Raw genomic sequence first — 21,455 nt, 5'->3', positions numbered from 1 at the left:
TACAGTGGTCGCATGACGACGACCACCGCCGCCGCTCCCACGACCCTGGTGCGCCTCCTGGGAGTGGGCGTCTCGTTCGGTGAGCGCACGGCCCTGGCCGACGTCGACCTCGACGTGCCCGCCGGTGCCGTCACGGTGGTGGCCGGTCCGAACGGGGCCGGCAAGTCGACGCTGCTCGAGGTCGTCGCGGGCGTCCGGCCGCCGACGTCGGGCACGCGGTCGGTGACCGCGACGATCGCGTTCGTCCCGCAGCGCACGTCGATCCCGGACGGGCTCCCGGTCACCGTGCGCGACGTCGTGACGGTCGGCGCCTGGGGCCGCGTGGGCCGGTGGCGTCCCCTCGACCGTCGAGCCCGCGCCGCCGTCGACGAGGCGCTCGACCGCCTGGACGTCGCCGACCTCGCGCAGCGACCGTTCGCCGCCCTCTCGGGTGGTCAGCGGCAGCGCGTGCTCCTCTCCCACGGACTCGCGCGTGGGGCCGACCTGCTGCTGCTCGACGAACCCACGACCGGGCTCGACGCGGTGAGCGCCGAGCGCATCCGGGTCACGCTGCTCGACGAGGCGGCCCGGGGCACGGCCGTCCTCGGCGTCTCGCACGATCCCCTGCTGCTCGACGCGGCGCACCGCGTCGTCCGGCTCGAGGCCGGTCGCGTCGTGTGCCCCTGACCCGCCGAGAAGTCACGACGCGCCGCTCACGTCCAGAGCTGAGCGGCACGTCGTGCCCTCCCGCCTGGCTGCCGGGCCGCCCGCCACGAGGTGGCGCCGGCGACGAGGCGCTGGCGACGAGGAGGCGCGGTGCGGCACAGTGGCGTCGTGACCGACCGCAGACCCACGCCTCCCGTCAGCCCTGCCGCTCCCTCGTCGTCGGCCGCCCCGACTTCCGGCCCGACCCCCGCCCTGACCGTCGAGGTGCTGCACCTGACGGCCTTCGCCGACGGGCCGGGCGGGGGCAACCCGGCCGGTGTCGTGCTCGACGCGTCGGGCCTGACGGCCGCCGACATGCTGCGGATCGCCGCCGAGGTGGGCCATGCCGAGACGGCGTTCGTGGTCGACGGAGCCGTCGCGGGCGACGAGCGCCGGGTGGCCGTTCGGTACTTCTCGCCCGGTGCCGAGGTCCCGTTCTGCGGGCACGCGACGATCGCCACCGCCGTCGCCCTGGCCGAGCGTCGCGGGGTCGGAGCCTTCACGCTAAACACGGCGGTCGGCCCGGTCGTGATCGAGACGTCGCGCGGCGGAGCTCGGGCCGGTGTCGGCAGCGATGCGGGCGCCGACGCGGATGCGAGCCTCGGTGCGGGCGGCGACGCCGACGCGGGTCCGGTGACGGCGTCGTTCACGAGTGTCGAACCGGTCGTGCGCGACCTGGACCCGGCCGTCGCCGACCGCCTGCTGGCGTTGCTCGGTCTCACGCTCGCCGACCTCGACGAGCGGCGTCCGGTGCGGGAGTCCTTCGCGGGCAACCGGCACCCCGTGGTGGCGGTCCGCGAGCAGCGGGTGTTCGACGAATTCGATTTCGATCCGCTCGCGGTGCGGGCCCTGATGGACGAGCAGGGCTGGGCCGGCACGATCACGGTGATCCACGCGCAGGGTGTCGACGAGTCCGGCTCGTCCGTGGTCGAGGCGCGGAACCTGTTCCCGGTCGGCGCCATCACCGAGGACCCGGCGACGGGTTCGGCGGCCGCCTCGCTGGGCGGCTACCTCCGAGCGCTCGACCTGATCGCGCCTCCTGCTCGCGTCGTGGTGCGGCAGGGTCGGCACGTCGGGCGACCGAGCCTGCTCGTGGTCGACGTCCCGGTCGTCGGTGGCATCACGGTCACCGGCACGGCGACCCCGCTGCCCCCGCGCCGCCCCGCTGACCCGCTGCCGCGCTGACCGTCTGCCGCGCTGACCGTCTGCCGCGCTGACCGTCTGCCCCGCTGACCGTCTGCCGCGCTGACCGTCTGCCCCGCTGACCGGCTGCCGCGCTGACCGTCTGCCCCGCTGACCGTCTGTCCCGCCGCTTCCGCAACGGCGCCGGCCTCCTCCTTTCCCTGATCCGGTACGTACCGGATCAGCGAATGCGGGGGAGTCCCTCGCCGCGCAGCCAGCCGGGCCCCGCACGACGACGAACCCCGTTCCGAACGATGAACCCGGAAGCTTCCGGGTGCATTGTTCGGAACGGGGTTCGAGGGGCGTCGTGCCTCAGTCGCGGGTGAGGCGACGGCGACGGGCGATCAGGGTGCCCGCCCCGGCGAGCACGAGCAGCAGGGCCGCGGCCGCTGCCCACCGGGCGTCCGATCCGGTGAAGGCGAGCTGGCCGTCGACCGCCGCCGGGCCCTGACCCTGACCGATCGGCGTCACGCCCGCGCCGGGGTCGACGGGAGAGCCGGGCGAGCCGGGCGCACCGGGCCCACCGGGTGTCCCGGGGTCACCGGGTGCGCCGGGCTCGGCCGCCACGCCGGGGAAGGTCCCGGCGCGCAGCGAGGACCCGTCCGTGTCGTTGTCGTCCGCGTAGAACGTCTGACGGAACCCGTCGACGCTCGTCGCCGCCGGGGCGATCGCGAAGCCCTCGTTGGCCAACCCCCGGTCGGCGTTCGCCGGCGCCTCGTAGACGACGTCCTCGGCGAACGCCCCCGACTCGTCGACCGAGAACAGGGCCGTGCGGCCCGAGCAGGCCTCGTCGCAGACGACCCAGAGCGCGTCGAGGTCGGCGTCGAACTGCAGGTCGGCGACCAGGGCGAACGACGTCGCGATCGTCGCGACGCGCTCGAACGAACCGTCGTCCATCAGGGCGTACGCGTAGACCCTCGCGGTGCCCTCGACGCCGACGAAGAACAGCCCGTCACCGTGGCCGGCGTAGGTGGCCGGATCGTAGGAGGCGCCGGTCGCCTCGTCGACGAACCCCGCCTCGGTCAGCCACGAGTCGGGCACCCAGGTGATGCCCTCGAGGCCCGCGTTGGCGCCCAGGCCGGGGAAGTCCGCGGCGAGGTTCCACTCGTCGCTCGCGACGAGCGCGGTGGCCGAGCCTGCCGCCGTGGTGTCGTACCGCAGCACCGAGGGGCGGCTGACCGACCCGGACGCGTTGTTGCGCTCGGTCGACACGTAGACGCCACCGGCCGACGAGTCGTCGGCGACCGTGACGCCCTCGGCGTCCACGATGTCGGTCGCGACGCCGCTCGGGTACAGCAGCTTCTTGCCGGCGGCCCAGCCGTCGGTCGTCTGCGGCGCCCAGCCGCCAGCACCGTCGGACACGACGCGGTAGAGCAGGCCGTCGCCGTTCTGCACCGCCCAGAGCGTGCCGGGGGCCGCGGTGCCGGTCGGCTCGTAGTCGAGTCCGCTCAGGTCGCCCGTGAAGGTGTCCTCGTCGTCCAGGGGGACCTCGTCGGGTCCGCCGGGCCAGGCCAGGGGCACCGTGACGCCGGCGAAGGTGTTCGCCGTTCCCTTGGTGGCTGCCGACGTGACGGCGAAGTCGCCCGTGCCGTCCGGACCACGGCCGTAGGTGGTGGCGGCGTGCGAGGTCCACGAGTACTCGTCGGCGACGGTCGAGCCGTCCGCCGCCGTCGTGCCGTCCGGCAGCAGCAGGCGCACCGAGTCGGCGCCGCCCAGCCCGAAGTCGAAGCCGACCGAGGTGGCCGTCTGCTCGTCGAGGACGACGAACCCGCCGGGGGCGACGGTCGTCCCGGCCGGGACGACGTAGCGGTGCGTCGGGTCGGAGTCGGTCAGCACGTAGCCGCCGAGGTCGACCGACGAGGTGCCCACGGTGGTGAGCTCGACCCAGTCGCCGGGCGCGCCTCCCTGGCTCTCGACCTCGTTCACGCGCACGGGCGACGAGCAGTCGTTCGCCGCGCCCTTCGTGGTCGCGGTCGTCGTCGTGAGTGCGCCGGAGCCGTCGGGGCAACGGCCGTAGCTGACGGTGCTGTGGACGGTCCAGGCGTACGACGCCACGAGCGTGCCCGCGGTGTCGAACAGGCGTGCCGAGTCGGGCTGGCCGAGACCGAAGTCGAAGCCGACCGGGTTCGAGCCCGAGGCCTGGTCGATCACGAAGAAGGCGCCGGGCTGCACGACCGAACCGGTGGGCAGGGTGAAGGGGGTGCGGACGTCGTCCTCGTCGCGGAAGGTGTAGCCCGAGATGTCGACGGGCGCCGTGCCCACGTTCGTCAGCTCGACCCAGTCGGTGTCGTCGCCGTTCGACTCGACCTCGTTGATCACGACGTCGGTGGTGGCGGGTTCGGCCGGAGCCGGTGCCGGGGTCGTCGGGTCGGGGTCCGTCGGGTCGGTCGGCGCCGGTGTCGTCGCACACTCGTTGGCGGTGCCCCGCGTTCCCGCGGCCGTCGTCGTGAACTCGCCGGTGCCGTCGGCGCAGCGGCCGTAGGTCGTCGTCGGGAACTCCGTCCAGGCGTACGAGTCGAGCAGGGTCGTGCCGTCGGCGGCGTAGAGGCGGACGGCGTCGGCGCGTCCGAGCCCGTAGGCGGCGGCACCCCAGACGGCGTCGTCGTTCACGTCGACGACGAGGCGTGCTCCGGCGGCCAGGACGGTGCCCGCGGGCAGGGCGAGCGTGCGCGTGTCGTTGTTGTCACGCAGCACGAAACCCGAGACGTCGGTCGGGGTGGCGCCGGTGTTGAGCAGCTCGACCCAGTCGTCGGTCGTGTCGATCTCGTTGACGACGACGTCGGCGTCGGCCGCCAGGGCGGGCAGGGCGCTCGTGGCCACGAGCCCGGCGGCGGCGATCGAGCCGGCCAGGGTCAGGGCGCCGAGGCGGAGCAGGGGGGTGCGCATGCGGGTGTCCGTTTCGTCGGGAGTGGACCGAACCATCCCGGACGGAAGCGACGCCCGGGTGAACACCCCGTGAACGGCGCCGCCCCGATCCGGTCGGTTCAGCCTGACCCGGCAGGATCGGCCCGACCCGCGGGGGCTCGGCAGGACTACCGTCACGCGCATGGCATCCGAGGCGACGACCCTGCGGATGGGCGACCGCGACGTCCGCATCAGCAGTCCGTCGCGCGTCCTCTGGCCCGACCTCGGCGTCACGAAGCTCGACCTGGCCCGGTACCTGGCCGAGGTCGGCACGCCCTTCGTCGCGGCCAACGGCGACCGCCCGATCTCGCTGCAGCGCTTCGGCGGCGACGTCGACGGCGACCAGTACTTCTCGAAGAACCCGCCGCGCGGCACCCCCGACTACGTGCGAGCGGTCGACGTCACCTACCCGAGCGGCCGCGTGCACCCCCAGCTCGTCGTCGACGAGCCCGCCGCCGCGGTCTGGGCCGCCCAGATGAACACCCTGGTCTTCCACCCGTGGGCGTCGCGCGCCGAGCAACCCGATCTGCCCGACCAGCTGCGCATCGACCTCGACCCCCAGCCGGGCACGGGTTTCGGCGACGCGGTGACCGCCGCCCTCGACCTCCGGGCCGTGCTCGACGAGGCGGGCCTCACCGCATTCGTGAAGACGAGCGGCAACCGCGGCCTGCACGTCTTCGCGCCGATCGAGCCGACGCACGAGTTCCTCGAGGTGCGTCACGCCGTGATCGCGGCTGCCCGGGAGCTCGAGCGCCGCACCCCCGACCGCGTCACCACCGCGTGGTGGAAGGAGGAGCGCGGCGACCGCCTCTTCGTCGACTACAACCAGGCCAACCGCGACCGCACCATGGCGGGGGCGTGGTCTCCTCGGGCGCTGCCCCGCGCCTCCGTGTCCCTGCCGGTCACGTGGGACGACCTGCCCGGCGTCGACCCCGCCGAGCACACCGTGCTGACGGTGCCCGAGCGGCTGCAGACGCACGGCGACCCGTGGGCGTCGATGCACGAGTCGCCCGGACGCATCGACACGTTGCTCGCCTGGTGGGAGCGCGACGTCGCCGACGGTCTCGGCGAGCTGCCCTTCCCGCCGGACTTCCCCAAGATGCCGGGTGAGCCGCCCCGGGTGCAGCCCAGCCGGGCCCGCAAGCCCGCCGCCGACTGAGGCGCGAGGGCCGAGGAGGCGCGGGTCGCCACCGCGAGCACGTCGCGCTCGCCGACGCTCGCCTAGGCGAGCACCTCGCCCAGGTCGTACGCCGCCGGCACCTCGAGCTGGTCGAACCCGCACGAGCGGGCCTCGCGGTCGTCGCGCCACCGTTCGACCTGCACGGTGTGGCGGAACCGGGAGCCCTCCATCTGGTCGTACCGCACCTCGACCACGCGCTCAGGACGCAGCGGGACGAACGACACGTCCTTGCCCGACGAGAAGCGGCTGCGCTCGGTCTCGGCGTGCCGCACCTCGCCGTCGTCGTCGCGGTCGACGAACGGTGCCAACTCGTCGACGAGTTCGAGGCGGCGGGCGTCCGAGAACGCGGACGCGCCTCCGACGTTGCGCAGTTCGCCGTCTGCGTCGTACAGACCCAGCAGCAGCGACCCCACGCCCGAGCCGCTCTTGTGCACGCGGTAACCGAGCACCACGACGTCCGCGGTGCGGTGGTGCTTGACCTTGAGCATCGTCCGCTTGCCCGGAGCGTAGGAGGCGCGGGTCGGCTTCGCGACGACCCCGTCGAGCCCGGCACCCTCGAACTCGGTCAGCCACCGACGTGCGGTCGCGACGTCGTCGGTGGCCTGGCTGACGTGCAGGGGGTGACCCGCGCCTCCTGCCGTGCCGACGGCACCGCCGTCGGTGCCGACCGTGTCGAGCAGCAGCGCGCGGCGCTCGGCGAACGGGGTGTCGAGCAGGTCGCGGTCGCCCAGGGCGAGCAGGTCGAACGCGACGAACATCGCGGGGGTCTCGACGCTGAGCTTCGCGACGCGAGAGGCGGCCGGGTGGATGCGCTGGCCGAGGGCCTCCCAGTCGAGGCGTTCGTGGCCGGGCTCGCCGGTGCGCACGACGATCTCGCCGTCGAGCACGCACGGCCCCGGCAGCAGGCGGGCGAGGGCCTCGACCAGCTCGGGGAAGTACCTGGTCAGCATCTTCGAGCCGCGGCTGCCGATCTCGATCGTGAGCGGGGGCGCGGCGTCGGGGTCGTCGGTGTCGGTGTCGGTGTCGGCGGCGGCGGCGGCGCGCTCGGCGTAGACGATGCCGCGGAACCCGTCCCATTTGGGCTCGTAGACGAGCCCGCCCTCGACGGAGTCGGGCTCGGGCACGTCGGCCACGGCCTTGGCGAGCATCGGGACGATCGGTTCGGCGGCGGTCGGGATCATGCGCCGAGTCTGCTCTCGCCGGGCGCACGTGCGGCCAGACCCCGGGAAACCGCCGAGACCCCCGTGCGCGCCGAGGGGTCTCGGCGACTTCCTGGGGTGTGGGCGATCGACGCGACCAGCCGCGACCGGGTTGGATGGGCGGGTGCGTGTCTGTGTGGTCGTCCCCGTCCGAGACGACGGAGCCCTGCTCGACGCGTGCCTTCGGTCGCTCGCGCGGCAGACGCGCGTGCCCGACGAGGTGATCGTCGTCGACAACGGCAGCACGGACGACACCGTCGAGGTGGCCCTGCGGCACGGCGCGCGCGTCGTCACCGAGGCCGAGGTCGGCATCGCCGCGGCCGCCAGCACGGGCTACGACGCCGCCGCCGGCGTGGGTTCCGAGGCGGACACCCCCGCACCCGCCGACCTGATCGGCCGGGTCGACGCCGACAGCGTCCTGCCCCGCACCTGGGTCGCCGACCTCGTCGGCACCCTCGTCGACGAGCCGGACGTGCTCGCCGTCAGCACGAACGCCCGCTTCTACGACGCGCCCGTCGGTGTCGAACGCCTGCTCTCGGCCCTCTACGTCGGCGCGTACCACCTCGTGATCGGGGCCGCCCTGGCGCACTGGCCGCTGTTCGGCTCGACGATGATGATGCGCCGCACCGCCTGGCTCGACGTGCGCGACGAGGTGCACCGGCACGAGACCCTGCTGCACGACGACATGGACCTCGCCCTGCACCTCGGCGACCGCCAGCTCGCCGGCCGGGGCCGCATCGCCTACCGTCGCGACGTCGTGACGGGCATCTCGGCCCGTCCGCTCGACCCGGGCAACGCCCCGTGGCTGCGCACGTACCGGGCGCTGCACTCGTTCACTGTGCACGGCACGGACGGCCTGCCGTGGTCGCGCTGGCTGCGCGCCGACCCGGCCGGCCTCTTCACGCGGCTCGGCTGGGCGCCCTCAGCGGTGGTGGATGCGCGGGCGGCCGTGGCCGACGGCGTCGTCCCCCGGTCCGTCGACCCCGCGCCCGTGGGCACCGTCGACACCGGCTCCGGACGAGGAGGCGCGCGCGCCCCGGCCGCGGACGTCGCCTCCCACGAGGAACGGCAGCGCCAGCCCGGCCAGCAGCGAGCCGAGGCCTCCCGCAGCGAGGTCGCCGATCGTGTCGTCGTAGCCGACGAAGATCGCGGAGTCGACGAGGGTGTGGCCCGCCCACTCGCCCATCTCCCACAGGGTGCCGGCAGCCAGGCCGAAGGCGACCGTCACCAGGACTGAGCCGACGCGGGCCGAGCGACCCGCGCCTCCTCGTCCGTCGCCGTGGCCCGGCGACACGACCCAGCCGGCGCGGTGGGCGAGGACGACGAACACCGCGGCCAGAAGGCCGTTGAGCACGAAGTGCACGACCGTGTCGTAGCCGGTGATGCGGGTGTAGAGCTCGAAGACGCTGCTCCAGGCGGCGCCGAGCGCGGCGACGCCCACCATCAGGTCGAACGTCGCCCGCAGGCCGAGCATGCGGGGCACGAGGGTGCCGAGCAGGGCCAGCATCAGCACGGCGATCTCGACGACGCCCCAGCCGACGCCGACCACGACGACGCTCAGGGCGGCGAGCACGCGGACGGCGTCGGCGGCGTACTCGAGGACTCCGTGCGGGCGGCGGAGGAAGGTCTCGGCGACGGTGGACATCTCAGGACTCCTCGGGGCGGTGCTCGGCAGGACGGCGCTCGGCACGCGCGGACGGCCAGCGCACGACGGCGTGCACCGGGTCGTGGTCGGAGGGGGCGACGCCGCCGGGACGGACCCCGCCGACGCCGGCCCGATCGACGTGGGCGCCGGCGTCGACGAGCAGCCAGTCCAGGCGACGGCCGCCGGTGCGTGGCGGGCCGTAGTTCGAGTACGAGCCCCAGCCGGGGTCGAGGCGCTCGTCGGCGACCTCCCGGCTGTCGACCAGGCGACCGCGGGTCAGCTCGCGGTGCGCGGGGGAGCCGACACCGGCGTTGAAGTCGCCCATCACGGCGACGGGCCCGTCGAGGGCGTCGGTGAAGGTGCGCAGCTGCACGGCGGAGTGCCGCCGCGAGCGGGCCGAGAGGTGGTCGAAGTGCGTGACGACCACGTGCAGCCGGGCCCCGGTCGCGAGGTCGTCGAGCTCGGCGTGGACGGCCGTGCGGGGGATCATGTTGCCGTACGAGCGCGACCCGGGCACCGACGGGGTGGCCGAGAGCCACAGCGCCTCGTGGCCTACGATCTGCAGCCGGGTGGTGTCGACGTGCAGCTCGACGCGCTCGCCGCCGCGGTCGCGGTCGCGGCCCGTGCCGACCGCGGTGTAGTCGGTGCCGAGGGCGTCCGCGAGCTGCGCGGACTGGTCGGGCAGCGCCTCCTGGATGCCCAGCACCGAGGGGCGTTCGGCCTCGAGCAGGAGGCGCAGTGCCGGGAGCCGGGACGACCACCGGTCGGCCAGCGCGTGCCGGGTGCCCAGCACCTGCGGCATGCGCCGCCGCACGTTGTAGGTCATGAGGTGCAGGTCGGGGGCGCCGACCGGGCCGACCGTCGGCACGACCCGGTCGTCACCCGGCCCGGCGCTGGCGGGGGTGGCGGCGGAGGTGTCGGTCGGGGGCGTCATGGCGTGTGCGACGGTAGGCCGTCGCACACGCCACCGCCCGACTCAGCGCACGCGCTTGATGGGGATGACGGCCAGGGCGCCGAGGATCGCCGCGACGCCGGCGGCCCAGAGCATCAGGGTGTAGTTGCCCGAGCCGGCGTTGCCGATGCCGAGGAAGAACAGCGCGATCGCCGGGGCGAGCGACTGCGGCAGGGCGTTGGCGATGTTGATGACGCCGAGGTCCTTGCCCGGACGGTCGGCGTTCGGCAGGACGTCGACGACGAGGGCGGTGTCGACGGCGGCGTAGATGCCGTAGGCGAAGCCCATGACGATCTCGGCGACGTAGAAGCCCGTGACCGTCTCGGCGTGGGCCAGCAGGATCAGGCCGACCGCGAAGAGGGCGGTCGAGCCCCCCACGAAGACCTTGCGCATCTTGAGCTTGTCGCTCAGCCAGCCCGAGAGTGCGGCACTCGCCATCAACGCGATCGTGTAGAGCAGGACGCCGAAGGCGACCGCGGCCGTGGCATCGGCGACGTCCGAGATGCCGAGGTGCTCCTGCATGTAGAGCAGTCGGTAGGTCGTGAACATGAACGTCGCGAGGATGATCAGGAACCGCGACCACCAGGCGAAGGCGAAGTCGCGGTGCTCGAGCGGGTTCGTCCAGAACGAGCTGACCAGGTTGACGAAGGTGAAGGGCTTGAGCTCGTACTCGGGCAGGTCGTCGCGGGCGACGACCGCGTAGACGAGGATCAACACGATCGCGAGGACGCCCGGCGCGATGAAGAGCACCGGCAGGTTCGCGACGAAGAGCACGGCGAGGTAGGTGCCCGCGAGCACGGCGATGTTCTGAGCCAACGCGATCACGCTCGAGGCCTTGCCTCGCTGGAACTGCGGCACGTTGTCGGCGAAGCTCGCGGTCAGGGCGGCGAGCACGGCGTTGGCCGCGACCTGCGCGATGACCCAGGCGATGCCGAGCTGCAGCACGGTGGGGGCGAACGCGAGCCAGGCGAGGGCGAGCGTGAAGACGACGATGCCGCCGACGAGGTAGGGGCGGCGGCGGCCCCACCGGGTGCGGGTGCGATCGCTCAGCGCGCCGACGAGGGGGTTGGCGAGCAGCGCACCGAAGGCGCCGAACGGCAGGACGAGCCCGATGATGCTCGCCGGGTCGTCGGGGTTCAGCTGCTGCGCCTTGAGCTGCATGCTCACGTACACCGGCGAGAGCAGGGCCGCGAACAGCCCGAACTGGGCCAGCCCCAGCGCGATCATGTAGCCCCGCGACACCCTCACGGTGCTGACGGGTTGGGTGAGCACGCCCTGCGTGCCGATGGGGCCTGGGTTGGCCATGACGCCTCCTCGAGTCAAAACCTAGTCGCGCTAGGTGTTCGCAGAATACACAGCGGGTGTCGCCCCGGCAAGCGAATGCGTCGATCTCGGACGAACTTTTGTCATCGGTCGACATAAGTGACAGAGTTGGGCACAGACCACCGGAACCCCTCACGACAAAGGAGTCATTCCATGACCTCGTCACCCTCCGTTCAGCTCTACACGGTCCGGGACGCCGTCTCGGCCGACCTGCAGGGCGCCGTCGCCCGCATCGCCGAGATCGGCTTCACCCAGGTCGAGCCGTACTCGTTCGTCGAGCGCGCCGACGAGTTCGAGAAGGCCTTCGCCGCCTCGGGCGTCACCGCCCCCTCGGGCCACGCCCCCGTGATCGACTCCGACGAGCCCGAGCGCGCCTTCGCCGCCGCGGCCCAGCTCGGCATCGGCACCGTGATCGACCCGTTCATCCCCAGCGACCGCTGGCAGACCGCCGACGACGCCGCGAAGATCGCCGACCGCGTCAACGAGCTGCAGGTGCTCGCCGCCGCGTCGGGCCTGAAGTTCGGCTACCACAACCACCAGTGGGAGTTCGCGAACAAGGTCGACGGCCGTCCCGTCTACGACTTCTTCCTCGAGCGCCTGAACGACGACGTCGTCCTCGAGATCGACACCTTCTGGTCGACCGTCGGCGGCATGGACACCCCGGCGCTGCTGCGTTCGCTGGGTGACCGCGTGCAGTTCCTGCACGTCAAGGACGGCAAGATCTCGGGCGACATCGCGACCGCCCTGCCCAGCAGCGAGAGCGCCCTCGAGGTTCCCGACGCGCTCGCCGCCGCCTTCAAGAACCAGACCCCGGCCGGCCAGGGCGACGTGGACGTCGCCGCCGTGCTCGCCGCCGCGCCGCACGCGCTGCGCGTCGTCGAGTTCGACGACTACGCGAAGGACGTCTTCGACGGCGTCGCCGAGTCCTTCGCCTGGCTGCAGGAGAACGACAAGTGAGCGGCGTCGACACGACCGCCGGTCGCACGGGACGCGTCGGCGTCGGCGTCATCGGCGCGGGCGTCATCAGCGGCACCTACCTCGAGAACATGACGCGGTTCGCCGACCTCGAGGTGCTCTTCGTCGCCGACCTCGACCTCGACCGCGCCAAGGCGCAGGCCGAGACGTACGGGGTCCCGGGGCACGGCACGGTCGACGAGCTGCTCGCGATCGACGAGATCGAGATCGTCGTCAACCTGACGATCCCGGCCGTGCACGCCGAGGTCGGGCGTCAGATCATCGCGGCCGGCAAGAACGTCTGGAGCGAGAAGCCCCTCGCCCTCGACCACGAGTCCGCCCGCGACCTGCTCGCCGCCGCCGAGGCGGCCGGCGTCCGGGTCGCGTGCGCGCCCGACACCGTGCTCGGAGCCGGCATCCAGACCGCGATGCGCGCCATCGCCCGCGGCGACATCGGCCAGCCCCTCACGGCGACCACGATGTTCCACGTGCCCGGGCCCGAGTCGTGGCACCCCAACCCCGACTTCCTGTTCGCGCTCGGGGCCGGCCCGCTCTTCGACATGGGGCCGTACTACGTGACGACCCTGGTGCACGCCTTCGGCTCGGCCAGCCGGGTCAGCGCGGTCTCGTCGAAGTCGTTCGACACCCGCACCATCGGCAGCGGCCCGCGCGCGGGTCAGACCTTCCCGGTCGAGGTGCCGACGCACCACGCGGCGCTCATCGAGTTCGCGGGCGGGCAGTCGGCGCAGTCCACGTTCTCGTTCCAGAACGCGCTGCCCCGCATGGGCTTCGTCGAGATCAGCGGCACCGAGGGAACCCTCGTGCTGCCCGACCCGAACACGTTCGAGGGTGACTCGAGCCTGTGGCGCTTCGGCCAGGACGAGCCCGAGACGCTCACGGCCGCGGGGTCGACCTACGGCCGCGGGTCGGGCGTGCTCGACCTGGCCCGGGCGATCCGGGGCGGCGACGCCGAGCGGGCCAGTGGGGCCGTGGCCTCTCACGTGCTCGACGTGTTGCTGGCGATCTCGTCGGCCGCCGAGCAGGGTGCGCCGGTCGCGGTCGAGTCCGCCGTGCAGCAGCCGGTGCCGCTCGACGAGAGCTGGGACCCCTCGGCCGCGACGCTCTAGTCCGACCGGCGGCCGGGTCGGGCCTGGCCGCCGAGATGTCACGACGTGCCGCTCACCTCCGGAGGTGAGCGGCACGTCGTGTCTGCTCGGTACGGGAACGGGCCCGCCGCGCGGATTCAGGTCGCGCGGCGGGCCCGGGTCTGGTGGGGCAGCCTGTACCGTCCGCCCGGGCGGGGCGGGGCGGGGCGGCCCGGACCGAGCGGTACCGACTACGCGGTGCGGATCGAGCCGGTGGCGGTGTGGATCGAGCCCGTGGCCGTGCGGACGGATGCCGTGACGGCCGAGAGGCGACGCAGCACGCCGGCGGTGTAGCGGCCGATCGACAGGTCGCGGCGAGCCGAGGTGCTGACGTACGAGCCGGGGGCAGCGTCGGCGGCGGGCGAGCCGACGTAGGAACCGACGATCGGGGCGGCGGTCGTGCTGACGTAGCGGCCGCCGAGCGGGGTGACGGCGGTGCGGGTGGTCGTGGCGGTGGTGTTCACGGTGACTCCTCGGGGCTGGGCGGGTCGTGCTGGTCGGGGGCCCGCGATCGCTGGGATCGAGCGGGCGGTGACCGGCGGGGGAGGGCGGCGCCGAGGTGCTCGACGGTGGCCCTGGCCTCCGTCGGCGTTGTCACCACCATACGCCTTATTTTTAGTGATTCAAAACAACGCGGGCCGATCCTCGCTTTCCGGACAGGATGCCGTACCCCGACCCCTCTCAGAGCGAGGCGCCGCCGCAGACGACGAGCGCCTGCCCCGTGATGCTCCGTCCGTGCGGCCCGAGCACGAACGCCACGAGCGCGGCCACGTCGACCGGGTCGACGAGCGCGCCCAGCGGCGGCACGACCGGAGCCGAGGAGGCGCGGGCCGGGTCGGCGAGCATCGGCGTGTCCGTGGGTCCCGGTGCCACGACGTTGGCGGTGACGCCCCGCGGGGCCAGCTCGGCCGCCCAGCTGCGGGCCAGCGCGACCTGTGCCGCTTTGGTCGCCGCGTACTGGCTCTTGCCCGCGACGCCGACGGCCGTGCGGCTGCCGATCAGCACGATGCGACCTCCGTCGGACAGGCGGTCGACGAGCGCGTCGACGAGGGCGGCCGCGGCCCCCACGTGCACGGCGAACATGCCCTCGAGCGCGGCGGGGTCGAGTCGGCCGAGCGGGGCGGTGACCTGGAACCCGGCCGCGTGGACGATCGCGTCGACCGGCCCGACGTCGGTGACCGCCGCCGCGACGTCACCGGGCACCGACAGGTCGCAGCCGAGCCAGGAGAACCCCTCGCCCAGGTCGACCGCGCGCCGGCTGAGCCCGGTCACCCGCCACCCCTCGGCCGACAGGAAGCCGGCGATCGCCCGCCCGATGCCCGAACTGCAGCCCGTGACGAGGGCGTGCCGGTCGGTGCCGGGCCCGCTCCGTGTCCCGTCGTCGGCCACGGCTCAGTCCCTGACGTCCGCGCCGGTCAGCCCGGGCGCGCCGGGCAGGTCGGGCAAGCCGGGCAGGTCGGCGGGCGACAGGCGCACGTGGCGGATCGCCCGTCGGTGCCAGGTGTAGGCCACGTGCACGGCCCCGTCGCGCGTCTGCGTGATGCTCGGGTACGACAGCTCGCGGTTCAGCCCGTCGCGCGAGTTGTTCGAGAGGCACCACCCGTCGCCGTCCTCGAGGTCGATGCGGTGCGGCCAGCTGCGGCCGCCGTCCGTCGACACGGCCAACGACATCGGAGCCCGGGGCGTGCCCCAGAACGCCGTGCGGCCCGAGGCCGTCACGTGGTCCTCGGCACCGACGGCCGAGGAGGCGCGGGTCGACCCGGCCGGGACGCCCGCCGAGGTCGTCGACCCGGCCCGCGCCTCCTGCCCGAAGGTCGCGTCCGAGCCGGGCAGCACGGCCTGCTCGACGATGCCGGACTCGTCGATCTCGTCGTAGAGCCCGAGACGACGTTCGGTCGTGGCGTCGGCCCGGCGGTGGTTGTAGACGATCGCGAGGCGGCCGTCGGCGAGCGGCACCCACTGCACCGACGAGTTGTTGTTGGGCAGCTCCGTCGGTACGGGCGCCGACCAGGTGCGGCCGCCGTCGGTCGAGCGGGACTCGTGGACGGCGTCGGCCCAGCGGCTGCGGAAGAGGGCGAGCAGCGAGCCGTCGGGCAGCTCGTGCACGTTCATGTGCACGGCTCCCGTGCTGCCCGGGACGGCGACCTCACCCCACGTGGCGCCGCCGTCCCGGGAGGTCATCACCGAACTCGTGTCGTGGTCGCCCACCCACGCGTGCCCGGGGGTCGTCACGCAGCGGAAGACCGGCACGAGCAGGTCACCGGCGCGGGTGACGATGGGCGGCTGCCGCACGAAGACGCCCCCGGTCTCGTCGGCCGGGAAGAGCGTCGACGGCTCGCCCCAGGACGCCCCGCCGTCGGTCGAGACCCGGCGGCGGACCTCGGCCGAGTCCTGGTTGCCCGCCCGCTGCGCCGTGTAGAGCAGCCAGACGTCGCCCGAAGGGGCCGTGAAGAGCACGGGGTTCTGCTCGGAGCGGGCGGGGTCGTCGCTGAGCCGCACGGGCTCGGACCACACCTCGCCGTCGAGGGTCGAGAACCAGACGTGGATGTCCGAGACGCCCTCCTGCGTGCCGCCGAACCAGACGCAGGCCAGGCGCCCGTCGGGCAGTTCGGAGAGGTTGGCCGCGTGCGACTGCACCGTGGCCGTGGGCAGGTACGACCACGAGCGTCCCGCCGCATCGGGCCGCAGCCGGCCGTCGGCGACGACGTCGTCGTCCGCGCCCACGGCGCCGACCGGGACCGTGCCGCCCGCACCCGCCGCCGTGTCCTGCCTGCTCACGCCGCGCCTCCTGCGGTCGCGTCGGCGTCGTCCGTCGCGGTCGCCCGCTGCAGGTGGTCGCGCGCGGCGGCCTCGAGGTGGTTGAGGTCACCGGCGACCGTGGCGAACGTGTAGCCCGCGGCGAGCCGCTGTCGGGCGACGTCGCCGTGCGGCGTGTGGATGCCCGCGGCGATGCCCGCCGCCTCGGCCGCCGCCGCGACGCGCACGAGGGCGGCGTCGAAGGCCTCCTGCACGGCCGGGTCGCCCGGGTAGGCCCCGCCGACCGCGATGCACAGGTCGCTCGGCCCGACGTAGAGGCCGTCCAGCCCGGGCGTCGCCGCGATCGCCTCGACGTTCGCGAGACCGTCGGGCGTCTCGATCATCGCGAGCACGATCGTCGTGTCGTTCGCGTCGGCCGGCACGGGGCCGATGCGCAGGCTCGACCGCATGGGTCCGTACGAGCGGCGGCCGTGCGGCGGGTACTTCGCGCTGCGCACGGCGGACGCGGCGTCCTCGGCCGTGTCGACGAGCGGCACGATGATGCCCGCGGCGCCCGCGTCGAGGGCCTTGCCGATCGGCGTGATGTCGTTCGCCTCGACCCGCACCAGGCCGGCCGAGGTCTGCCCGGCGTCGATCGCGAGCAGGCCGGTCATCATGCCCTGGTAGCCGAAGAGGCCGTGCTGGGCGTCGAGGCAGACGTAGTCGTACCCGAGCCGCGCGATGCGCTCGGTCGCGGGCGGGGCGTCGAGGGTGATCCAGTAGCCGACCGCCCTCTCGCGGCGGCGGATCGTGCGGGCGAAGTCGCTGGCGGTGCTCATGGTGCTCTCTCTCGTGCGGTGCGTGCGGTGCGTGCGGTTCGGTCGGGGGAGGTCGGGAGGCGCGGGTCAGCGCGCGTACGGAGGCATCGGCCCCCGCAACGAGCGTCCGACCTCGTCGCAGGCCGCCACGACCTCGTCGGGCAGCGGCCCGCCGGCGATCGCGGCGACGTTGGCGGTCAGCTGCTCGGGACGCGAGCCGCCGAGCAGCACCGAGCCGACCTCGGCGCGGTACGCGACCCAGCGCAGGGCGAGTTCGACGAGGGTCACCCCGGCCTCCGCCGCGACGCCCGACAGCCGGTCGACGGCGGCGAACAGGCCGGCGTCCCAGTAGCGCTTCGTGTACATCTCCGCAAGGGCCGAGTCGCCGAAGCGCCCGTCGGCCGGCATCTCGTCGAAGCGGTGCCTCCCGGTCAGCAGGCCACCGCCGAGGGGGTTGTAGACCATCGTCTCGAGCCCGTGGACGCTCGCGAACTCGAGGTACTCGTCGTCCAGACGGCGGGCGACCAGGTTGCACAGCTGCTGGGCGACGACCGGCCGGGGCGCTCCCACGGCGTCGGCCACGCGCTCTACGTCGCCGATCTGCCAGGCGGCGTGGTTCGAGACGCCGAGCGAGAGCACCTTGCCCTCGGCGACGAGCGAGGCGACCGTCGACAGGGTCTCGTCGAGCGGGGTCAGCCGGTCGGGCTGGTGCAGGTAGAACAGGTCGAGCCGGTCGGTGCCGAGGCGACGCAGGCTGGCCTCGACGCTCGCTCGGAGCGACACGGCCGACAGCGGCGGCAGTCCGCCCGCGTCGGCGTGCGGCATGCCGGCCTTCGAGGCCAGCACGACCTCGTCGCGCCGCCCGGCGAGCAGGCGCCCGAGCAGGGTCTCGGTCACCCCGCCGACGTACGCGTTGGCCGTGTCGATCCAGCGGACGCCCGCGTCGCGCGCGGTGTCGAGCATGCGGCCGGCGGTGGCCTCGTCGACGGTGTCGCCGAAGGTCATCGTGCCGAGCACGAGCCGAGGAGGCGCGGTGCGCGTGGCCGCCTCGTCGGCCGTCTCGGTCCGGGCGGTGTCGGTCCGGGTCATGCGGTGGCTCCCAACGAGAGGCTGCGGACGACGTGGCGTGGCTTCACGCCCGTCATCGTGGCGGGGTCGAGGGCGGCACGGCGCAGCCGCCGCGTGTAGTCCTCCGCGGGCGAGGTGAGCACCTGCGCCGTGGCGCCCTGCTCGACGACGGCACCCTGCTTCATGACGAGCACGCTCTCGCTGATCTGCTGCACGACGCCGAGGTTGTGCGAGATGACGACGTAGGTGATGCCCGTGTCGACCTGGATCTCGCGCAGCAGCTCGAGCACCTGCGCCTGCACCGACACGTCGAGCGCGCTCGTCGCCTCGTCGCAGATGAGCAGGTCGGGGCTCGAGGCGAGCGCCCGGGCGATGCCGATGCGCTGGCGCTGGCCGCCCGAGAACTCGTGCGGGCGACGATCGAGCGCGGTCGAGGGCAGACCGACGCGGTCGATCAGGCGGGCCGCCTCGGTGGCACGGTCCTGCGCCGAGCGCACGCCCTTCAGTCGCAGCGGCTCGGCGACGATGTCCCGGGCGCTCAGGTGCGGGTCGAGCGAGCCGTAGGGGTCCTGGAAGACCATCTGGAACCGGTGCCTCAGGGGCCGCAGCCGCGCCTCCGACAGGGTCGCCAGGTCGGTGCCGTCGAGCACGATGCGCCCGCTGGTCGGCTGCAGCAGGCGCATGACCGCCTTGGCGATCGTGGACTTGCCGCAGCCGGACTCGCCGACGATGGCGAAGGTGCTGCCGCGGCGCACCGAGAACGACACGTGGTCGACGGCGCGGTGCGCGGTCGAGCCGCTGCCGTAGTCGACGACCAGGTCGTCGACCTCGAGGATGGTGTCAGACACGGGTGGCCTCCGGTCGGTCGGTGCTGGTCGTGGCGGGGGTGGACGGGGTCTCGTCCCAGGCGCCCAGGGTGGGCACCGCGGCGAGCAGTCCCTGCGTGTACGGCTCGGCGGGGTGCTCGACGATCTGCCGCACGTCGCCCGACTCGACGAAGACGCCGGCCTTCATGACGTGGATGCGGTCGGACACCAGGCGGGCGACGCCGAGGTCGTGGGTGATCATCAGCAGGCCGATGCCGCGCTGTTCCTGCAGTTCGAGCAACAGGTCGAGGATGCCGGCCTGCACCGTCACGTCGAGGGCGCTGGTCGGCTCGTCGGCGACGATCAGCTGCGGCTCGCAGGCCAGCGCGATGGCGATCAGCACGCGCTGCAGCATGCCGCCCGAGAGCTGGTGCGGGAACTTCTTCAGCTGGGCCGCCGGGTCGGGGATGTGCACCTGTTCGAGCAGCCGCACCGCCCGGGCCGTGACGGCGGCTCGACCGCTGGCGGCCCCGGCGATGCGGATCGCCTCACCGAGCTGCGAGCCGATCGACCGCACGGGGCTGAGCGCCGTCATGGGGTCCTGCGGGATCAGCGCGACGGCCCGACCGCGCACCGTCCGCACGGCCGAAGCGGAGGCGAGCACGTCGAGGCCCGTGATGCGCACGTGGCCCGAGACGACGGCCAGGTCGGCGGGCAGCAGCTGCAGCACACCCATCGCCGTGGTCGACTTGCCCGAGCCGGACTCGCCGATGATCGTGACGGTCTCGCCGCGCGCGATGTGGAACGAGACGCCGTCGACCGCACGCACGATGCCGTTCGTCGTCATCAGCTCGATCTGCAGGTCACGCACCTCGAGCAGCAGGTCGGGGTCGGTCGTGTCGCCGGTCGTGAGGCTCATGCGAGGGGTCCTTCCTGCTGGGCCGAGGCCGACGGGCGCAGCCCGACGAACCGACGGAGGCGCGAGGCCGTCGACCGGCGCGGCCGGTCCCGCAGGGCGTCGCCCAGCAGGTTCACCCCGACGACGAGCAGCACGATGAACAGGCCGGGGATCGTGACCATCCACCAGGCCGTGGTGACGTAGTCCTGGCCGTCCGAGATGATGCGGCCCCAGGTGGCGAACGGTCGTTGCGGGCCCGCCCCGAGGAAGCTCAGGGCGCTCTCGAGCAGCACGGCCTGGGCGAGCAGCAGCAGCACGACGAGCGTCGCCTGCTTGATGACGTTCGGCACGACGTGGCGCAGCAGGATCGTGAAGCGGTTCAGGCCGAGCGTCCGGGCCGACGAGACGTACGGCTTCTCGCGTTCGACGAGCACGAGCGACCGGGTCAACCGGGCCACCTCGGGCCACTGCGCGATCGCGATCACGAAGGTGATGACCGGGATCGACGGGCCGAACAGCGCCACGACGAGCAGCAGCATCATGAGCAGCGGCAGCGACATCTGGGCCTCGAGCAGGCGGCTGATGAGCGTGTCGGCCCAGCGCCCGTAGAAGCCGGCGATCGAGCCGAGCACGACGCCGATCGCGCCCGAGACGAGGACGGCGAGCACGCCGATCGCGAGCGAGACCTGGCCGCCGTGCAGCACGCGCGAGAGCAGGTCGCGGCCGAGTTGGTCGGTGCCGAACAGGTGACCGGCCGTGAACGGAGGCGCGAGGCGGTTGCCGAGGTCCTGGCCGTTCGCGTCGGGCAGCGGCAGGGTCTGCGCCAGCACGATCGGGATGATGACCACGAGGGCGCAGATCGCGCCGACCCAGAGCTTGACGCGTGCGGCGGAGGTCCGTCGGGCCGCCTCCGACCTCTTGAGCAGGCGCGGCGTGACCGCGGTGGGTCGCGCCTCCTCGGGGGTCCGGACGGTCGGGCCGGCGGTCGCCGGGTCGGACGGGCGTCCGGTGGTGTCGGTGCGGGTCATGCGGCACTCGCCTTTCCGAGCCGCACGCGCGGATCGAGCAGGGGATAGGCGAGGTCGATCAGCAGCTGGACGCCGACGGCGAGCAGCGACGTGACCAGCACGGTCGCCTGGATGAGGGGGTAGTCGCGGGTCTCGAGCGCCCGCACGATGAGCGACCCGACGCCGGGCCAGGCGAAGACGACCTCGACCACGACGACGCCGTTGAGCATCGCCGCGAAGCGGGTGCCGAGGGCCGTGAAGACCGGGATCGCCGAGTTGCCCATGGCGTAGCGCCAGGTCAGGGCCCGCTCGGAGACGCCGCGCGACCGGGCCACGGTCAGGTAGGGCGCCGAGAAGTTGGTCGCCATCTCGCGTCGCACCAGCCGCGAGATGAGGGCCACCTGCAGGATGGCGATCGTCACGGTCGGCAGGACGAGGCCGCCCCAGGTCGCGAAGCCCGAGGCCGGGAAGATCGGGATCACGACGGCGAACGCGCTGAGCAGCAGGATGCCGGTCCAGAAGTCGGGCATCGACTGGCCCGCGATCGCGACGACGTTGACGCCGGTCTCGCCGCGGGTGTCGGTGCGGCGGGCCATCCAGACGCCGAGCGGGATCGACACGACCGCCGCCAGCAGGATCGCCGCGAACGACAGGGTCAGCGTGTACGGCAGTCGTTCGAGGACGACCTGCACGGCCGGTGCCTGGAACGAGTACGAGGTGCCCAGGTTGCCCGTGAACAACTGCTGCAGGAACACGCCGTACTGCTGCAGCAGCGGGTCGTCGAGGCCGAACTGCTCGCGCACGGCCGCCAGTTGCTCGTTCGTCGCGAGCGGCCCGGCGTAGGCCACGGCCGGGTCGCCGGGGGCGAGGCGGATCAGCACGAAGACCGTCGACACCGTGAGGAACACGGTGAGCAGGCCCTGGCCGAGGCGTTTGAGGATGTAGGTCGCCATG

The 21,455-nt window shown here is 73.4% G+C and carries 19 protein-coding genes and 1 pseudogene; 6 read left to right on the top strand and 14 right to left on the bottom strand.

The annotated features are described in order from the left end of the window. Positions 1–12: 12 nt before the first annotated feature. Positions 13–666, top strand: a complete 654-nt coding sequence (gene aztA, locus AC1MBW_RS03890; RefSeq protein WP_480025521.1) for a zinc ABC transporter ATP-binding protein AztA — start codon at positions 13–15, stop codon at positions 664–666. Between the two features lie 147 nt (positions 667–813). Next, a complete protein-coding gene (locus AC1MBW_RS03885) occupies positions 814–1,869 on the top strand; it encodes a PhzF family phenazine biosynthesis protein (RefSeq protein ID WP_480025520.1) in 1,056 nt (351 codons plus the stop codon). A gap of 309 nt (positions 1,870–2,178) precedes the next feature. On the opposite strand, the gene AC1MBW_RS03880 is transcribed toward AC1MBW_RS03885, so the two are convergent. Further along, entirely contained in the window at positions 2,179–4,752 is a 2,574-nt protein-coding gene (locus AC1MBW_RS03880; RefSeq protein WP_480025519.1) for a lamin tail domain-containing protein, read from the bottom strand. A 160-nt stretch (positions 4,753–4,912) separates the two neighbouring features. On the opposite strand from AC1MBW_RS03880, the gene ligD reads away from it, so the two are divergent. Further along, positions 4,913–5,929 carry a non-homologous end-joining DNA ligase gene (gene ligD / locus AC1MBW_RS03875; protein WP_480025518.1) on the top strand — a complete coding sequence of 339 codons (1,017 nt, stop codon included), beginning with the start codon at positions 4,913–4,915 and terminating at the stop codon, positions 5,927–5,929. Positions 5,930–5,991: 62 nt separating this feature from the next. On the opposite strand, the gene AC1MBW_RS03870 is transcribed toward ligD, so the two are convergent. Beyond that, complete coding sequence (locus AC1MBW_RS03870) at positions 5,992–7,131, bottom strand: ATP-dependent DNA ligase (RefSeq protein ID WP_480025517.1); 1,140 nt, start codon at positions 7,129–7,131, stop codon at positions 5,992–5,994. On the opposite strand from AC1MBW_RS03870, the pseudogene AC1MBW_RS03865 reads away from it, so the two are divergent. Beyond that, a pseudogene (locus AC1MBW_RS03865) lies at positions 7,130–7,846 on the top strand (glycosyltransferase family A protein); the annotation flags it as partial. The gene AC1MBW_RS03870 and the pseudogene AC1MBW_RS03865 overlap by 2 nt on opposite strands. Before the next feature lie 225 nt (positions 7,847–8,071). Here the strand turns inward: AC1MBW_RS03865 and AC1MBW_RS03860 are convergent. The 3 genes from AC1MBW_RS03860 to AC1MBW_RS03850 are packed head-to-tail and all read right to left on the bottom strand — an operon-like array spanning position 8,072 to position 11,051. Next, complete coding sequence (locus AC1MBW_RS03860) at positions 8,072–8,794, bottom strand: DUF2238 domain-containing protein (protein ID WP_480025516.1); 723 nt, start codon at positions 8,792–8,794, stop codon at positions 8,072–8,074. Position 8,795: 1 nt separating this feature from the next. After that, positions 8,796–9,728 (bottom strand): endonuclease/exonuclease/phosphatase family protein, encoded by a 933-nt coding sequence (locus AC1MBW_RS03855; RefSeq protein WP_480025515.1) that lies wholly within the window; start codon positions 9,726–9,728, stop codon positions 8,796–8,798. 42 nt (positions 9,729–9,770) lie between these two features. Beyond that, complete coding sequence (locus tag AC1MBW_RS03850) at positions 9,771–11,051, bottom strand: MFS transporter (RefSeq protein ID WP_480025514.1); 1,281 nt, start codon at positions 11,049–11,051, stop codon at positions 9,771–9,773. A 171-nt stretch (positions 11,052–11,222) separates the two neighbouring features. Between AC1MBW_RS03850 and AC1MBW_RS03845 the strand changes: the two genes are divergently transcribed. Together AC1MBW_RS03845 and AC1MBW_RS03840 are read left to right on the top strand one after the other, a co-directional pair. Continuing rightward, positions 11,223–12,026, top strand: a complete 804-nt coding sequence (locus AC1MBW_RS03845; RefSeq protein ID WP_054147129.1) for a sugar phosphate isomerase/epimerase family protein — start codon at positions 11,223–11,225, stop codon at positions 12,024–12,026. Then, on the top strand, positions 12,023–13,150 hold the full coding sequence (locus AC1MBW_RS03840) for a Gfo/Idh/MocA family protein (RefSeq protein ID WP_480025513.1): 1,128 nt from the start codon (positions 12,023–12,025) through the stop codon (positions 13,148–13,150). Before AC1MBW_RS03845 ends, AC1MBW_RS03840 begins: the two co-directional genes overlap by 4 nt. 209 nt (positions 13,151–13,359) lie before the next feature. Here the strand turns inward: AC1MBW_RS03840 and AC1MBW_RS03835 are convergent, their stop codons facing one another. From AC1MBW_RS03835 to AC1MBW_RS03795, 9 genes are all read right to left on the bottom strand, one after another. Then, positions 13,360–13,632 carry a hypothetical protein gene (locus AC1MBW_RS03835; protein ID WP_480025512.1) on the bottom strand — a complete coding sequence of 91 codons (273 nt, stop codon included), beginning with the start codon at positions 13,630–13,632 and terminating at the stop codon, positions 13,360–13,362. Between the two features lie 217 nt (positions 13,633–13,849). After that, entirely contained in the window at positions 13,850–14,557 is a 708-nt protein-coding gene (locus AC1MBW_RS03830; RefSeq protein WP_480025511.1) for an SDR family NAD(P)-dependent oxidoreductase, read from the bottom strand. Between the two features lie 3 nt (positions 14,558–14,560). Continuing rightward, on the bottom strand, positions 14,561–15,946 hold the full coding sequence (locus AC1MBW_RS03825; RefSeq protein ID WP_480025510.1) for a sialidase family protein: 1,386 nt from the start codon (positions 15,944–15,946) through the stop codon (positions 14,561–14,563). Continuing rightward, the gene (locus AC1MBW_RS03820; RefSeq protein ID WP_480025509.1) at positions 15,943–16,743 is read right to left on the bottom strand and encodes an HpcH/HpaI aldolase family protein; all 801 of its coding nucleotides are present in this window, start codon (positions 16,741–16,743) and stop codon (positions 15,943–15,945) included. Before AC1MBW_RS03820 ends, AC1MBW_RS03825 begins: the two co-directional genes overlap by 4 nt. Positions 16,744–16,809: 66 nt before the next feature. Beyond that, on the bottom strand, positions 16,810–17,811 hold the full coding sequence (locus tag AC1MBW_RS03815; RefSeq protein ID WP_480025508.1) for an aldo/keto reductase: 1,002 nt from the start codon (positions 17,809–17,811) through the stop codon (positions 16,810–16,812). Next, positions 17,808–18,638 carry an ABC transporter ATP-binding protein gene (locus AC1MBW_RS03810; protein WP_071254904.1) on the bottom strand — a complete coding sequence of 277 codons (831 nt, stop codon included), beginning with the start codon at positions 18,636–18,638 and terminating at the stop codon, positions 17,808–17,810. The genes AC1MBW_RS03815 and AC1MBW_RS03810 overlap by 4 nt, the downstream gene beginning before the upstream one ends. Next, complete coding sequence (locus AC1MBW_RS03805) at positions 18,631–19,515, bottom strand: ABC transporter ATP-binding protein (protein WP_480025507.1); 885 nt, start codon at positions 19,513–19,515, stop codon at positions 18,631–18,633. The genes AC1MBW_RS03810 and AC1MBW_RS03805 overlap by 8 nt, the downstream gene beginning before the upstream one ends. Then, complete coding sequence (locus AC1MBW_RS03800; protein ID WP_480025506.1) at positions 19,512–20,522, bottom strand: ABC transporter permease; 1,011 nt, start codon at positions 20,520–20,522, stop codon at positions 19,512–19,514. Before AC1MBW_RS03800 ends, AC1MBW_RS03805 begins: the two co-directional genes overlap by 4 nt. Then, positions 20,519–21,454 carry an ABC transporter permease gene (locus tag AC1MBW_RS03795; RefSeq protein WP_480025505.1) on the bottom strand — a complete coding sequence of 312 codons (936 nt, stop codon included), beginning with the start codon at positions 21,452–21,454 and terminating at the stop codon, positions 20,519–20,521. The genes AC1MBW_RS03800 and AC1MBW_RS03795 overlap by 4 nt, the downstream gene beginning before the upstream one ends. Between the last annotated feature and the right edge of the window lies 1 nt (position 21,455).

The organism is Frigoribacterium sp. AP1, assembly GCF_056680555.1.
Note: the sequence above shows the minus strand (reverse complement) of the source record. Positions and strands in the feature narration are given on the sequence as shown.